The sequence below is a fragment of the Streptomyces sp. SKN60 genome (genome assembly GCF_026236535.1).
Lineage (GTDB): Bacteria > Actinomycetota > Actinomycetes > Streptomycetales > Streptomycetaceae > Streptomyces.
In genome coordinates this window covers 65,660-80,156 of the sequence record NZ_JAHTMW010000002.1, presented here as the reverse complement: position 1 = coordinate 80,156, position 14,497 = coordinate 65,660, and the positions used below count along the sequence as shown (strand labels likewise).

Sequence of the window (14,497 nt, the reverse complement as noted above, 5' to 3'; positions counted from 1 at the left end):
CCCAGGGAGGCAGTCGGTCATGACCGAGCTTGTGGAGCACGGAAAACTGTTCATCGGCGGCGAGTTGACCGACCCGCTCGGCAGCGAGGTCATCGAGGTGATCTCCCCGCACACCGAGGAGGTCATCGGGCGCGTCCCGCACGCCTCCGCGGGCGATGTCGACCGGGCCGTCGCCGCCGCGCGCCGCGCCTTCGACGAGGGGCCGTGGCCGCGTACGACGCTGGAGGAGCGGATCGAGGTCGTCTCGCGGATCAAGGACGCCATCGCCGTCCGCCACGAGGAGATCGCCCGCTCCATCAGCGCGCAGAACGGCTCGCCGTACTCCTGGTCGGTGCTCGCGCAGGCGCTCGGCGCGATGATGGTGTGGGACTCGGCGATCAACGTCGCCCGGGCGTACGCGTACGAGGAGCGGCGTCCCGGCGTCCTCGGGCCGTTGCTCGTGCGGCGCGAGCCGGTCGGGGTGGTCGCGGCCGTCGTGCCGTGGAACGTGCCGCAGTTCACCGCCGCCGCCAAGCTCGGGCCCGCGCTGCTCGCCGGCTGCACCGTGGTCCTCAAGCCCTCGCCGGAGTCGCCTCTCGACTCGTACATCCTCGGCGAGATCGCGGCGGACGCCGGGCTGCCGGAGGGGGTGCTCAGCATCCTCCCCGCCGACCGTGAGGTCAGCGAGTACCTGGTCGGGCACCCCGGCGTCGACAAGGTCTCCTTCACCGGCTCGGTCGCGGCCGGCAAGCGCGTGATGGAGGTCGCCTCCCGCAACCTCACCCGGGTCACCCTCGAACTCGGCGGCAAGTCCGCCGCGGTCGTCCTGCCGGACGCCGACCTGGCGGCCGCCGTCGCCGGCATCGTCCCGGCCGCGTGGATGAACAACGGGCAGGCCTGCGTGGCCCAGACCCGCATCCTCGCCCCCCGCTCCCGCTACGACGAGATCGCCGAGGCCTTCGCCGCCGCGGCCGGCGCGCTCGTGGTCGGCGATCCGCTCGACCCGGCCACCCAGGTCGGCCCGCTGGTCGCCCGGCGCCAGCAGCAGCGCTCCCTCGACTACATCGGCATCGGCCAGGCCGAGGGCGCCAAGGTGCTCACCGGCGGCGGCCGCCCGGCCGGCCTGGAGCGCGGCTGGTACGTGGAGCCGACGCTCTTCGGCGACGTCGACAACGCGATGCGGATCGCCCGCGAGGAGATCTTCGGTCCGGTGATCTGCCTCCTGCCGTACGGGGACGAGGACGAGGCGCTGCGGATCGCGAACGACTCCGACTTCGGCCTGTCCGGCAGCGTCTGGACCGGCGACGTGGAGCACGGCATCGACTTCGCCCGCAGGGTCCGCACCGGCACCTTCAACGTCAACACCTTCAGCCTCGACATGCTCGGCCCCTTCGGCGGCTACAAGAACAGCGGCCTGGGCCGGGAGTTCGGCCCCGAGGGCCTGTCCGAGTACCTGGAGCACAAGATGATCCACCTCCCGGCCGGCTACGGGGAGGCGTGATGGGCGACCGCTGGCACGTGGAGGTCGACCGGGGCGTCTGCATCGGCTCCGGCATGTGCGTCAACCACGCCCCGGACGCCTTCCGCCTCGACACCGCCCGCCAGTCCCACCCGCGCGAGCCCGAATCGGACGCGAACGAGCGGGTGTTGGCGGCGGCCGAGGGCTGCCCGGTGGAGGCCATCTCGATCGCCCTCGCGGACGGCGGGGAGCCCGTGTTCCCGCCCGAGGAGTAGGGCCCGTTCCCTTATGCAAAACTACTGCCTTGGTCACGGGGGCAAGAGGCCTTCGTCCGCACGCATTTGGGAGAATTGTGCGCAAGGTGAGCGAAGCGAGATGGGGGTACCCCCAGGCGAAGCTCTGGGGGAGGGTGGCCGCGGCCGCCGGAGTGGTCCTGCTGGTCGCGGGCTGTGGGAGCAACGGGGGCTCGGACAAGGGGAGTTCGGGCGGCTCGTCCTCGGCGGGCGCGGCCTCCGCCGGGGCGACCGGGGGTTCGGGTGCGGGTGGCGGCGAGGAGCTGTCGGCGGACGACGTGAAGCAGGAGATCGAGACCGCCGCCACCGGCGCCGGGCTCCAGCAGGACGCCAAGGCCGACCAGGTGCCGGCCGGCACCGAGCAGTGCATGGTCATGTGGAACGCCGACGGCAAGAAGGCCGCCGACCCGAAGAGGTCCTACGACGAGACGGTCGCCGCCCTCGGCAAGGAGGGCTGGCAGACCGGCCAGAGCATCGACCAGGCCGGTACCACCATCAAGAGCCTCAACAAGGGCACCTGGATGCTGAAGGCGCACAACATGGGCGCGCTCAAGCTGGTGATGTTCATCGCCACCGACGCCAAGCCCGCCTGCGCGGAGGCGCTCAAGGTCGCGGGTCCGCCGAAGACCTCCTGAGCCTGCCGCACCTTCTGTTCTCAGCCGCGCCCGCGCCCCTTCAGGGGCTCGGGCGCGGTCAGCTCGATCAGCCGGCAGACCGTCTCGATGTCGATCTTCACCTGTGCGATCGACGCCCGCCCCGACAGCCAGGTGATCAGCGCCGAGTGCCAGGTGTGCTCGATCACCCGCACCGCCGACAGCTGCTCCGGCGTCGGGTGCTCCGTCCCCATCGCGTCCAGGATGATCGCGGTGGTCAGTCGCGAGACCGTGTCCACCTCGGGGCTCACGCTGCGGTCCGCGAAGGTCAGCGCCCGTACCATCGCGTCGGCGAGCTGCGGCTCGCGCTGCAGCGCCCGGAAGGCCCGCATCAGCGTCTCGGCCACTCGCTGCGCCGGGTCGTCGCCGGCCGGCGGGCGCTTGCGCAGGGTCGTGTGCATGTGCTGGAGCTGGTCCTGCATGGTGGCGACCAGCAGATGGATCTTGGACGGGAAGTAGCGGTAGAGCGTGCCGAGCGCCACTCCGGCCGCCTCGGCGACCTCCCGCATCTGGACGGCGTCGAAGCCGCCGCGCCCGGCCAGCTGCGCGCTGGCGCTCAGGATGCGCCGCCGGCGGGCCTCCTGGCGTTCGGTCAGGGGCGGCGACGCTGGTCTGTCTTCCACGCTCATGAGGTCCCGTTCCGTGCGGTGCCGTGCGGTGGCGGAGCGTCAGTATGGGCCCGCCCGCCGCCGTGGCGCGAATCACCTGTTCCGGATCTCGCGACGAAGCTACCTGCCGGTAGATTCTGTGCTCCTCGAAGGATCGAGGATGATCAAGTCTGTAACTTGTTCTAGATTAGCGCGGGCGGTTACGCTCCCGCGAAAAGCACGCTCGAAGGGGGTCCCAGTTGACCGCGGAGGCCATAGAGGCAAGCCCCCGACAGGGTGCCGGCCCGGGCGGTGACCGTCCGTTGCGGATCGCTCTCCTCACGTACAAGGGGAATCCGTTCTGCGGCGGCCAGGGCGTCTACGTCCGCCACCTCTCCCGCGAGCTCGCCCGCCTCGGCCACAGCGTGGAGGTCATCGGCTCCCAGCCGTACCCCACCCTGGACGAGGGCGTCCCGCTCACCGAGATCGCCAGCCTCGACCTCTACCGCCAGCCCGACCCCTTCCGCACGCCGAAGCGCGAGGAGTACCGGGACTGGATCGACGCGGTCGAGGTCGGCACCATGTGGACCGGCGGCTTCCCCGAGCCGCTGACCTTCTCGCTGCGCGCCCGGCGCATGCTCGCCGCCCGCCGCGGCGCCTTCGACGTCGTCCACGACAACCAGACCCTCGGCTACGGACTCCTCGGCGGCCCCCGCGCCCTCGGCGCCCCGCTCGTCACCACCATCCACCACCCCATCACCGTCGACCGGCAGCTCGAACTCGACGCCGCCGCCGACTGGAAGCGCCGCGCCTCCGTCCGCCGCTGGTACGCCTTCACCCGCATGCAGAAGCGGGTCGCCCGCCGGCTGCCCTCCGTGCTCACCGTCTCCGGCACCTCGCGCCAGGAGATCGTCGAGCACCTCGGCGTCCGCGAGGACCGCATCAAGGTCGTCCACATCGGCGCCGACACCGACCTGTGGTCGCCCGACCCGTCCGTCGCCGAGGTCCCCGGCCGGATCGTCACCACCTCCAGCGCCGACGTCCCCCTCAAGGGCCTCGTCTACCTGATCGAGGCGCTCGCCAAGCTCCGCACCGAGCAGCCCGACGCGCACCTCGTCGTCGTCGGCAAGCGCGCCGAGGACGGGCCGGTCGCCCAGGCCATCGAGCGGTACGGGCTCGACGGCGCCGTCCGCTTCGTCAAGGGCATCAGCGACGCCGAGCTCGTCGACCTCTACCGCTCCGCCCAGGTCGCCTGCGTCCCCTCCCTCTACGAGGGCTTCTCGCTGCCCGCCGCCGAGGGCATGGCCACCGGCACCCCGCTGGTCGCCACCACCGGCGGCGCCATCCCCGAGGTCGCCGGACCCGACGGCGAGACCTGCCTCGCCGTCCCCCCGGGCGACCCCGGCGCCCTCGCCGCCGCCCTCGGCCGGGTCCTCGGCGACCCCGACCTGCGCACCCGCCTCGGCCGGGCGGGCCGCGCCCGGGTGCTCGACCGCTTCACCTGGGCCCGCGCCGCCCAGGGCACCGCCGAGCTGTACCGCGAGGCGATCGCGGGCGCGCCCCGCGCCCGCGCCGCGGCCACCCGCTCCTGAACGACCGCGCCCCCCCACGCCCCCGTAGCAGCCCCTGAAAGGCAGACGCCGTGCTGACCGTCGACTTCACCCGCTTCCCGCTCGCCCCCGGCGACCGCGTGCTCGACCTGGGCTGCGGCGGGGGCCGGCACGCCTTCGAGTGCTACCGGCGCGGCGCCCAGGTCGTCGCCCTCGACCAGAACGGCGAGGAGATCCGCGAGGTCGCCAAGTGGTTCGCCGCCATGAAGGAGGCCGGCGAGGCCCCGGCCGGGGCGTCCGCCACCGCGATGGAGGGCGACGCGCTCAACCTGCCCTTCCCCGACGAGTCCTTCGACGTCGTCATCATCTCCGAGGTCATGGAGCACATCCCGGACGACAAGGGTGTGCTCGCCGAGATGGTCCGGGTGCTCAAGCCCGGCGGCCGGATCGCGATCACCGTCCCGCGCTACGGCCCCGAGAAGGTCTGTTGGGCGCTCTCCGACGAGTACCACGAGGTCGAGGGCGGCCACATCCGCATCTACAAGGCCGACGAGCTGCTCGGCAAGATGCGCCAGGCCGGTCTCAAGCCGTACGGCACCCACCACGCCCACGCCCTGCACGCCCCGTACTGGTGGCTCAAGTGCGCCTTCGGCGTCGACAACGACAAGGCGCTGCCGGTCCGCGCGTACCACAAGCTCCTGGTCTGGGACATCATGAAGAAGCCCGCCGTGACCCGGGTCGCCGAGCAGCTGCTCAACCCGGTCGTCGGCAAGAGCTTCGTCGCCTACGCGACCAAGCCCCACCTCCCGAAGGCCGAGGCCGAGGCCGACACCGCCGGGGCCGACGCCAAGTGACCTCTCCCGAGCGGATCGCGGAGCACCTGGTGCTCCCCGGTGTCCTCAGCGCCGAGCAGGCCGCCGCGACCGTCGCCGGCATCCTCGCCGTCCAGCGCGAGGACGGCGCCATACCGTGGTTCCGCGGGCACCACCTGGACCCGTGGGACCACACCGAGGCCGCCATGGCCCTGGACACCGCCGGCGAGCACGAGGCCGCGCGGCGGGCGTACGAGTGGCTGGCCCGGCACCAGAACGCCGACGGCTCCTGGTACGCCGCCTACCGGGACGGCGACCCGGACGACGTCACCGACCGCGGTCGCGAGTCCAACTTCGTCGCGTACATCGCCGTCGGCGTCTGGCACCACTATCTGTCCACCGGCGACGACGCCTTCCTCGACCGCATGTGGCCGGTCGTCTACGCGGCCGTCGAGTTCGTCCTCGGGCTCCAGCAGCCCGGCGGACAGATCGGCTGGAAGCGCGAGGCCGACGGCACGCCGGTCACCGACGCGCTGCTCACCGGCAGTTCGTCGATCCACCAGGCGCTGCGCTGCGCCCTCGCCATCGCCGAGGAGCGCGAAGAGCCGCAGCCCGACTGGGAGTTGGCGGCGGGCGCGCTCGGCCATGCCATCCGCAGCCACCCGGAGCGCTTCCTCGACAAGTCCCGCTACTCGATGGACTGGTACTACCCGGTGCTCGGCGGCGCGGTCACCGGCGCGGCGGCGCAGGCCCGGATCGACGAGCACTGGGACGCCTTCGTCGTGCCCGGCCTCGGCGTGCGCTGCGTGCTGCCCAACCCCTGGGTGACCGGCGGCGAGAGCTGCGAACTCGCCCTCACCCTCTGGGCGATGGGGGAGTCCGACCGGGCCCTGGAGATCCTCGCCTCCATCGGACACCTGCGGGCGGAGAACGGCAACTACTGGACGGGTTACGTCTTCGAGGGCAACCGCGCGGTCTGGCCGGAGGAGCAGACCACCTGGACCGCCGGTTCGCTGCTGCTCGCGGTGGCGGCGCTCGGCGGCGAGGAGGCCACGGTCGCGGTCTTCGGCGGCGAGCGGCTGCCCCGCGGCCTGGAGCCCGACTGCTGCGGTGAGGGCCTGTCCGGCCCTAGGCCCTGACTCGTTCACCCTCCTGGCGGACCCCGGGTGCGCGCCCCGCGCCCCCGGGTGAGGCTGGCGCCACAGCGACCAGGCCCTCCCCGGGGCCCCAGGGAGGTCTCACCGTGCCAAGGCTCATACGCGCGCGCCGCGCCGCCGTCGCGCTGTTCCTGTCCGGCGCGCTGCTCACCACGACCGCGGCCTGCGGCGGCGACAGCTCGCAGTCCATGACGACGAGCGCCGACGCCACCGCGACGGTGGCCGCGGCGGCCCCGTCCGCCTCGGCGAGCTTCGAGCAGCAGAAGCTGGTCAAGACCCGGTTCGTGGCGAACGCGGGCCTCGCGGCCGGCGCGACGTACCAGTGGATCATCAAGCCGTACCGCGCGGGCAAGTTCAAGAAGGGCGCCGACGGCCGCACCTTCGCCCTCGTCAAGGCCGGCCTCGCGGGTGCCTTCACCTACAACCGGCTGAAGGCCGCGGTGAACAACGCCAAGGGCGACCCGCTGCTGTCGAAGGCGGTGGCGCCGCTCAGCGCCGGCATCGAGTCGCTGAAGAGCCTCGCGACGAAGCTGCGCAAGGGCGAGGTGACCGACGCGGACGTCGGCTCCTTCGAGAGCGTCATCAACGGCGTGAAGGACGCGGGGAAGAGCGCCGGCGCCGAGGTCGTCGACAAGGTGCCCAGCGCCTCCCAGCTCAGCGGCGGTTGAGCCCTTCCAGCCCGTCCGGTCTCAGGTGTTCAGCTGTTCAGCTCCGCGAGCGTACGGAGCGTCTCCGGGTCCGGTGCCGTGACCAGCAGGTCCGTCACCGGGCCCTTCCGCCATTCCGCGAGCCGCTGTGCGATCCGCTCCCGCGGCCCGACCAGCGAGATCTCGTCGGCGAAGGCGTCCGGCACGGCGAGCACCGCCTCCTCCCGCCGCCCCGCCGCGAACAGCTCCTGGATGTGCCGCGCCTCCCCCTCGTACCCCATGCGCCCCATCAGGTCCGCGTGGAAGTTCCTGGCCGCGTGCCCCATGCCGCCGATGTAGAAGCCGAGCATCGCCTTCACCGGCAGCAGCCCGGCCGCGACGTCCTCGCACACCTGGGCCCGCACCATCGGCGCCACGGTGAAGTTCTCGGGGAGGGCGTCCGGCAGCGCGTACACCTCGGCCCAGCGGGTGGGCGACCAGTAGAGCGGCAGCCAGCCGTCGGCGATCCGCAGCGTCTGCGCGATGTTCTTGGGACCCTCGGCGCCCAACAGCACCGGCAGGTCCGCCCGCAGGGGGTGGGTGATCGGCTTGAGCGGCTTGCCGAGCCCGGTGCCGTCCGCGCCGCTGTACGGGTGCGGGTGGTAGCGCCCGTCGAGCGCGACGGGCCCCTCGCGGCGCAGCACCTGCTTGACCACGTCCACGTACTCGCGTGTCGCGGTGAGCGGCGAGCGCGGGAAGGGGCGCCCGTACCAGCCCTCGACGACCTGCGGCCCGGACAGCCCGAGCCCGAGGACCATCCGCCCGCCCGACAGATGGTCCAGGGTGAGCGCGTGCATCGCGGTGGCGGTCGGGGTGCGCGCGGCCATCTGCGCGACGGCGGTGCCGAGCCGGATGCGCGAGGTGTGGGCGGCGATCCAGGTCAGCGCGGTGAAGGCGTCGGAGCCCCAGGCCTCGGCCGTCCACACCGAGTCGTAGCCGAGCTCCTCGGCCTCGCGGGCCAGCGCGAGGTGGGCGGGGGAGGGGCCGCGTCCCCAGTAGCCGAGGGCGAGTCCGAGTCGCATGCCGCGCCGCCTTTCTGACGTACCGTCAGATCACTGGGTCGGTGCGCACTGTACGCCGACGGCCCCCGGCCCGGAAGAGATCCGGGCCGGGGGCCGTCGGGCGAGTGAACCGAAAGGGGCGTCAGCCGCGCTGGATGCCCGTGGTGTCCTGCAGGACGCCACGGCGGCCGTCCTGCGTCTGCGCGATCAGCGCCTGACCGCGCTGCTCGACCGCCAGGTACCAGGCGCCGGGCGCCAGCTCGGCGATCGGCGCGGCCGAGCCGTCCTCCGCGTACAGCGGGCGGGCCGCCGGGACGGCGAACCAGAACGGCGCGAAGTCCCCGGCCGGCGCCGCGGCGGCGGTCTGCGCCTGCTGCGGGGCGGCGTCCTGCGGACCGGGAGCCGGGGCCGGCTGCGGCTGCGCGCCGTACGGCTGGCCACCACCGAGCGACGGGTCGGGCTGCGCACCGTACGGGGCCTGCTGGGCGCCCGGGTAGCCGTAGCCACCGGGGACGCCGGGCTGACCCGGCTGGCCGGGCTGCATGCCGTACGGCTGCGGGGTGGGCGGCTTCGGCGCACCGACCAGCGGGGCCTGCAGGGCCGGGACCAGCGGGCCCGCGATCGCGCCGGCGGCACCCGCGAGGGAGGCGATCAGGCCGAGGACCAGACCGGCGCCGACGTTCGTGGACTCGAAGACCCACATCAGGATGGTCCACGCGGAGGCCACGCTGAAGGCCGCGCCGACCTGGCCGAGCTCCAGGCCGGCCACCTTGCGCGGCTGCGGCAGCGCGCGGGAGAGCACCACGAGCGCGGCGCCGGCGATGCCGAGCAGGAAGGAGCCCCAGCCGAGCGGCGAGACCTCCCACGAGAACGCCGCGTCGAAGGTGTCGCAGTAGTTGCCCGAGCAACTGGAGATGCCGAGGAACGAGGCGATGAACAGCACCACCGCTGCGCCGATCAGCACGCCATCGCCTCGGGTGAGGGAGCGGATATTCACGTAAGAAGTCCTTCGTCGGGTCGTCTCGTCGGGGTGGCGCGAAGCACGGGGGGCGCCCCATCGTACGGAGCGAATCTATCGTTCGCCCGATCGCTCCCCGGTCCTACCCCTGGAGGTAGGCCCCGATGCCGTCCGCGATCCCCTGCGCCGCCTTCTGGCGCCACGCTGCGTCGGTCAGCAGCGCGGCGTCCTTCGGATCACGCATATTGCCGCATTCGAGGAAGACCTTGGGAACGGATGAGAGATTGAGACCCCCGAGATCGTCACGCACGTCCAACCCGGTGCCGGATCCGATGTAGTTGGCGGGGTTTGAACCGGTGGCACGGGCGAACCGTGTGACGAGCTTCTCGCCGAGGGTACGGGACGGGCCGACGATCTTCGCGGTGTCGGCGCCCCCGCCGCTCACCCGTGCGGGCAGGATCACATGGAAACCGCGGTTTCCGGCGGCGGAGCCGTCGGCGTGCACGGAGATCGCGGCGTCGGCCTTCGCGGTGTTCCCGGCCCGCGCGCGCTCGTCGATGCACGGCCCGTACGGGCGCTCGCCGTCGTGCACCAGGACCACCGTCGCGCCCTGCTTCTTGAGGAGATCGCGAAGACGGTGTGAAACATCGAGGGTGAAGGCGGCCTCGGTGTAGCCGGCGTTCGTGGAGGTGCCGGTGGTGTCGCACTCCTTACGAGTGGTCCCGATGTTCACCTTCTTGTTGATTTCCGCGGTATGCCGGAAGTTTCCGGGATTGTGCCCCGGGTCGATGACGATCGTCCGCCCGGCGAGCGGCAGCCCGGGGGAGGGGGTGGGCGTGGCGCCGGTGGCGGCCTTGGCGTCCGCGGTACGGGTGGCCTGCGGCGACGACGCGGCGGACCCGCCGCACCCGGTCAGGGTCAGGGCCAGCGGCAGGCCGAGGGGCAGGGCGAGCGCGAGGAGCTTCCGGTGGGCGTACGGCACCCCGCGACTGTAGGCGCTCCGGAGCCGGAAAGCCCGCAGCGGAACCGAACGACGGCCACGTGTGTGAAAGGTGGGTGAAGGGTAGGTGGGGGAGATCGCCAGCCGCCTCGGTACCCGGACGGGACCCCGACGGGACCCCGACGGGACCCCGACGGGGCACAAGGGTGACCGCTGCGCGACCATGAGACGAACCGTCAGACGCTTCAGTCGCACGACCACGAGGGGGGACCTGTGGCCGGGGAAGACAACGACCACCACGGCACCGCCGGGAGACATCCGTCACCTTGGGAGTACACCGGCCCGGGCTCGGGACAGGTGCCGGACCCGAGACGGCCACATGACGCTTCGGAGCCCCAGGACGCCCGGCCGCCGGTGCCGGACCCCCGGGTCGCGCCGGAGGCGGGTCAGCTGCCTCCGCCGCCCGCGCACCCGCCGGTGTACGGCACGCCGCAGCCGACCGTGCAGCTCGGCGCCATGCCCGGTGCGGGGGCCGGGTTCGCGCCGCCCGGGTTCGCTCCCGTGGAGCCGCCTCCACCGCCCCCGCCGCCGCAGCCCTGGCCGGCCGCCGTGGCCGCCGCGCTGCTCAACCTCTCCGGCCTCGGCCTCGGGTATGTCGTCCTGCGCCAGTGGATCGGCGCGGTCGTCTGCTGGGCGGTCACCGTCGCGCTGATCGTCGCGGTCCTGCCCGCCGACCCCGACGGCATCCCGGCCGGCGTCCTCGTCGCGTACGGCGCTTTCGTCGTCCTCGCCGCCCTGGACGTGCTGCGCCGCGCCCGCCGCACGCCGCTCGCCCCCTGGGCCTCGGCCCGGCAGGGCCTCGTCCTGCCGCTGGCGCTCGCGCTGTTCGCGGTGCCGGTGGGCGGCGGCTTCGCGTACGGCGCGGCGCGCGACGAGGCGCGGGAGCAGCGGCTCCTGGAGCAGCTCGCCGCCGCCGACAAGCTGGTGAAGGACTCTGAGGGCCAGAGCTTCACCAGCGCCGAGGCGACCTACCGCTCGGCCCTCGACACGTACCAGCGGATCGGTTCGGAGCACGCCGGCTCGCGCGCCGGGAAGCTCGTGCCCGACCGCCTCCAGGCGTACTACAAGGCGGTCTCCGCTCCGTACGCCAAGAAGGACTACTGCCGCGCCGTCCCCGCCCTGCAGCATCTGCGGGAGCTGCCCGGCCGGGTCGACAAGGCGCTGCTCGGCAATCTCGTCGGCCGGGCCGACGAGCCGCTGGCGGAGTCCTGGTTCGAGTGCGGCACACGGAGCGTCGGCATGACGGGTCAGGAGAAGTCGTCGGCCGACCACCTCAACGCCCTGATGAGCACCTTCCCGCAGTCGCCGTTCGCGGCGAAGGTCGAGCCGACGCTGCGCGAGGTGCTGCGGGCCCGGGACAAGTCGGTGGGCGTCGCGCCCTGCGACACGGCCGCGGAGCTGCGCCGGATCGACACCACGGTCGGCCTGCTGCCGTCGGCGGCGTTCGCGTCGTTCGGGAAGGACGTGGGCCGGTCGATCCAGCGCGGTGACTTCGCGTGCGGTGTCGACCAGTTCAAGAAGAAGGAGTTCACGGAGGCGCTCGCGACGATGAACGAGTACGTCAAGGCGTACCCGTCGAGCCCGCAGACCCCGCAGGCCCGCAACATCGCGATCGCCGCCGAGATCGCCGAGGAGACCCCGGCCGCCGGCAACAAGGTCCCCTCGGCCGCCACCGCCGACGGCTCCGGCATGGTGATGGTCGTCAGCAACGACGGCCCGAGCGCGGTCGAGCTCCTCTACACCGGCCCCGTCACCGGCCGCATCACCCTCCCGGCCTGCGGCAGCTGCAAGGCCTACCCGGGGATCATCGTCCCCAAGGGCGGCATCAAGCCCTGCACCGGCCCGTCGTCCAAGTACCCGAAGCGGACCCTGACGCTGCCCCCGGGCAACTACCAGATGCTTCAGAAGCGGGACAGCACGCGGAGCTCGGCCGAGGTGAAGAAGGGCAGCACGACCAAGATCGAGTCGGGCTACAGCTACACCAACTGTCTTTACGTGACGTCGCTGTACTAGCGGCGGAGATGAGAGAAGGGCCCGGACGCCGAGCGTCCGGGCCCTTCTCGCGTCCTCGGTCGCGGTCAGCGGCGGCGCAGCACCCGGAGCGAGTCCGTGACCGAGATCTCCTCGAAGTCGCCGGACTCCAGGGCGCGCAGATAGATGCGGTACGGGGCCTGGCCGCCGTCCTCCGGGTTCGGGAAGACGTCGTGGATCACCAGGACGCCGCCGGGCGCGACCTTGGGCGCCCAGCCCTCGTAGTCGCCCGAGGCGTGCTCGTCGGTGTGCCCGCCGTCGATGAACACGAAGCCGAGCTGCCCGCCCCACACCGCCGCGACCTGCGGCGAACGCCCGACGACCGCGATCACATGCTCTTCGAGTCCGGCCTTGCGCAGGGTGCGCCGGAAGGTCGGCAGGGTGTCCATCACGCCCACCTCGGGGTCCACCACGGTCGGGTCGTGGTACTCCCAGCCCGGCTGCTGCTCCTCGCTGCCGCGGTGGTGGTCCACGGTGACGGCGACCGTCCCGGCCGCCCGCGCCACGTCCGCGAGCAGGATCGTCGAGCGCCCGCAGTACGTGCCGACCTCAAGGAGCGGCAGCCCGAGCTTCGCCGCCTCCGCCGCCGCCGCGTACAGGGCGAGCCCTTCCTTCACCGGCATGAAGCCCTTCGCGGCCTCGAAGGCGGCGAGGATCTCGGGGGTCGGCTCGGACATGCTGGCTCCTACTGACGAGTACGGACGTACGGGCGCCCATCGTGCCCTACGCGTCTCACCCGGACCACACCGTCCTCCCCTCCGCCCGTGGATACGATCGCAGGATGGTGACGCGGGGAGCGCGTGGAGCGCGGGGAGCGCTGGGAGGACGGCCGCCGACGCCCTTCGACCCGGAGGTGCGCGCCGCCGTCGAGGCCCTGGGCGCGGGGCGGCGGGAGCCGATGACCGCCGCGAATCTGGCCGAGCGGCAGGCGCGGGACGCGGCGTCCCGGCCGCGGCTGACGGCCGAGGAGCTGCGGGACGGCGGTCGCTTCGAGGTGGCGGAGCTGCGGACGCCCGGGGTGACCCTGGTGAGCGCGCGGCCGGCCGGGCTCGGCGGGCCGCTGCCGCTGCTGTACTACCTGCACGGCGGGGCCATGGTGATGGGCAACGCCTGGTCCGTCCTGCCGACGGTGCTGCGGGAGTGGGCCGAGCCGCTCGGCCTCGCGGTGCTCTCGGTGGAGTACCGGCTCGCGCCGGAGGCGCCGTATCCGGCGGCCGTGGAGGACGCGTACGCGGGGCTGGTGTGGGCGGCCGGGCACGCGGCGGAACTGGGCGTGGACCCCGGCCGGTTCGTCATCGGCGGCAAGAGCGCGGGCGGCGGCCTGGCGGCGGCCCTCGCGCTGCTGAACCGGGACCGGGGCGGGCCGTCCGTCCTCGGGCAGATGCTGCTGTCGCCGATGCTGGACGACCGCATGGACACGTACTCCGCCCACCAGATGTCGGGCGTCGACGTCTGGGACCTCACCTCGCACACGACGGCCTGGCAGGCTCATCTGGGCGCTCTGTACGGAGCGCCGGACCCGCCCCCGTACGCGGCACCGGCCCGCGCCACGGACCTGACGGGGCTGCCCCCGGCGTACGTCGAGGTCGGCTCGGCGGAGATGTTCCGGGACGAGGGCGTGGCCTACGCGAACGGGCTCTGGCGGGCCGGGAGCCAGGCCGAGCTGCACGTCTGGCCCGGCGCCTGCCACGGTTTCGACGGCCTCGCCCGCCACGCCGCCCTCACCCGTACCGCCCGCGCCGCCCGGACCGACTGGCTGCGCCGCCTCCTGGGCGCCGGCTAGGCGGCGTCCGCCGCCGCAAGGACCGCGCGCAGCCGCAGCACCCCCGCCTTCCACTCCGCGCCGTCCGACTCCTCCCACAGTTCAAGGAGTTCGGACGGCTCGGTGAGGATCCGGTCGAGCGCCTCCACGGCGGCGGGGCGGAGCGCGGCCGGGAGCGGCGGTATCGGCTGCTTCGGGGCGTACGAGGTCGTCACCGGGTCGCCGCCCGGACACTGGGCGGCGACCAGGGCCGCGGCGGCGACGGCCTCCACCGCCTGGTCGGCGTCCAGGTACTCGTCGCCGACGCCGGTCACCTCGTGGAACGCGGTCAGGAGCACCCCGGCCCGCTGCTCCTCCGGCGCCTCGTCCACCGTGTACGAGAAGTCCGCGGCGGTGTCGTTGTCGAAGGGTCCGATGTCCCAGGTGCCCATGGCGTGTCTGCTTTCCGAGGTCGGTCCGGACGGCCGGTGCGGCCGCTGCTCCGCATCGTGGCACCCGCCACTGACAACGCCGCCGAAAGAGGCGGGCGTCGGATCCTACGGGAGGGCGCCACGAGCACCCTGCCGGGC

Annotated in this window: 15 protein-coding genes; 9 read left to right on the top strand and 6 right to left on the bottom strand. The window is 73.1% G+C overall.

Annotated elements, in window-relative coordinates; all coding sequences use genetic code 11:
- Window positions 1-19 precede the first annotated feature (19 nt).
- The 3 genes from KV205_RS03420 (at window position 20) to KV205_RS03410 (ending at window position 2,366) form a co-directional block, all read left to right on the top strand.
- Window positions 20-1,480, top strand: a complete 1,461-nt coding sequence (locus KV205_RS03420; protein ID WP_265862038.1) for an aldehyde dehydrogenase — start codon at window positions 20-22, stop codon at window positions 1,478-1,480.
- A complete protein-coding gene (locus tag KV205_RS03415; protein WP_265862037.1) occupies window positions 1,480-1,713 on the top strand; it encodes a ferredoxin in 234 nt (77 codons plus the stop codon). Before KV205_RS03420 ends, KV205_RS03415 begins: the two co-directional genes overlap by 1 nt.
- 86 nt (window positions 1,714-1,799) lie before the next feature.
- Window positions 1,800-2,366 (top strand): hypothetical protein, encoded by a 567-nt coding sequence (locus KV205_RS03410; RefSeq protein ID WP_265862035.1) that lies wholly within the window; start codon window positions 1,800-1,802, stop codon window positions 2,364-2,366.
- A gap of 20 nt (window positions 2,367-2,386) precedes the next feature.
- Here the strand turns inward: KV205_RS03410 and KV205_RS03405 are convergent, their stop codons facing one another.
- Window positions 2,387-3,013 carry a TetR family transcriptional regulator gene (locus KV205_RS03405; protein WP_265862034.1) on the bottom strand — a complete coding sequence of 209 codons (627 nt, stop codon included), beginning with the start codon at window positions 3,011-3,013 and terminating at the stop codon, window positions 2,387-2,389.
- Window positions 3,014-3,231: 218 nt separating this feature from the next.
- Between KV205_RS03405 and KV205_RS03400 the strand changes: the two genes are divergently transcribed.
- From KV205_RS03400 to KV205_RS03385, 4 genes are all read left to right on the top strand, one after another.
- Entirely contained in the window at window positions 3,232-4,563 is a 1,332-nt protein-coding gene (locus tag KV205_RS03400; RefSeq protein ID WP_265862033.1) for a glycosyltransferase family 4 protein, read from the top strand.
- Window positions 4,564-4,613: 50 nt separating this feature from the next.
- Window positions 4,614-5,375, top strand: a complete 762-nt coding sequence (locus tag KV205_RS03395) for a class I SAM-dependent methyltransferase (protein ID WP_265862032.1) — start codon at window positions 4,614-4,616, stop codon at window positions 5,373-5,375.
- Complete coding sequence (locus tag KV205_RS03390) at window positions 5,372-6,472, top strand: prenyltransferase (RefSeq protein ID WP_265862031.1); 1,101 nt, start codon at window positions 5,372-5,374, stop codon at window positions 6,470-6,472. Before KV205_RS03395 ends, KV205_RS03390 begins: the two co-directional genes overlap by 4 nt.
- A 206-nt stretch (window positions 6,473-6,678) precedes the next feature.
- Complete coding sequence (locus KV205_RS03385) at window positions 6,679-7,158, top strand: hypothetical protein (RefSeq protein ID WP_374214630.1); 480 nt, start codon at window positions 6,679-6,681, stop codon at window positions 7,156-7,158.
- Window positions 7,159-7,187: 29 nt separating this feature from the next.
- On the opposite strand, the gene KV205_RS03380 is transcribed toward KV205_RS03385, so the two are convergent.
- From KV205_RS03380 to KV205_RS03370, 3 genes are all read right to left on the bottom strand, one after another.
- Window positions 7,188-8,198, bottom strand: coding sequence for an LLM class F420-dependent oxidoreductase (locus KV205_RS03380; RefSeq protein WP_265862028.1), 1,011 nt, complete (start codon window positions 8,196-8,198; stop codon window positions 7,188-7,190).
- A 121-nt stretch (window positions 8,199-8,319) separates the two neighbouring features.
- Window positions 8,320-9,174 carry a DUF5336 domain-containing protein gene (locus tag KV205_RS03375; protein WP_265862027.1) on the bottom strand — a complete coding sequence of 285 codons (855 nt, stop codon included), beginning with the start codon at window positions 9,172-9,174 and terminating at the stop codon, window positions 8,320-8,322.
- 103 nt (window positions 9,175-9,277) lie between these two features.
- Window positions 9,278-10,117, bottom strand: a complete 840-nt coding sequence (locus tag KV205_RS03370) for an N-acetylmuramoyl-L-alanine amidase (RefSeq protein WP_265862025.1) — start codon at window positions 10,115-10,117, stop codon at window positions 9,278-9,280.
- Window positions 10,118-10,489: 372 nt separating this feature from the next.
- Here KV205_RS03370 and KV205_RS03365 point away from each other — a divergent pair, with 372 nt between their 5' ends.
- Entirely contained in the window at window positions 10,490-12,148 is a 1,659-nt protein-coding gene (locus KV205_RS03365; RefSeq protein ID WP_265862024.1) for a hypothetical protein, read from the top strand.
- Window positions 12,149-12,213: 65 nt separating this feature from the next.
- Here the strand turns inward: KV205_RS03365 and KV205_RS03360 are convergent, their stop codons facing one another.
- Window positions 12,214-12,843, bottom strand: coding sequence for a class I SAM-dependent methyltransferase (locus tag KV205_RS03360; RefSeq protein WP_265862023.1), 630 nt, complete (start codon window positions 12,841-12,843; stop codon window positions 12,214-12,216).
- Window positions 12,844-12,947: 104 nt separating this feature from the next.
- On the opposite strand from KV205_RS03360, the gene KV205_RS03355 reads away from it, so the two are divergent.
- Window positions 12,948-13,949 carry an alpha/beta hydrolase gene (locus KV205_RS03355; protein WP_265862022.1) on the top strand — a complete coding sequence of 334 codons (1,002 nt, stop codon included), beginning with the start codon at window positions 12,948-12,950 and terminating at the stop codon, window positions 13,947-13,949.
- Here the strand turns inward: KV205_RS03355 and KV205_RS03350 are convergent.
- Window positions 13,946-14,359 carry a DUF4259 domain-containing protein gene (locus tag KV205_RS03350; protein WP_265862021.1) on the bottom strand — a complete coding sequence of 138 codons (414 nt, stop codon included), beginning with the start codon at window positions 14,357-14,359 and terminating at the stop codon, window positions 13,946-13,948. The two genes, KV205_RS03355 and KV205_RS03350, sit on opposite strands and share 4 nt — an antisense overlap.
- Between the last annotated feature and the right edge of the window lie 138 nt (window positions 14,360-14,497).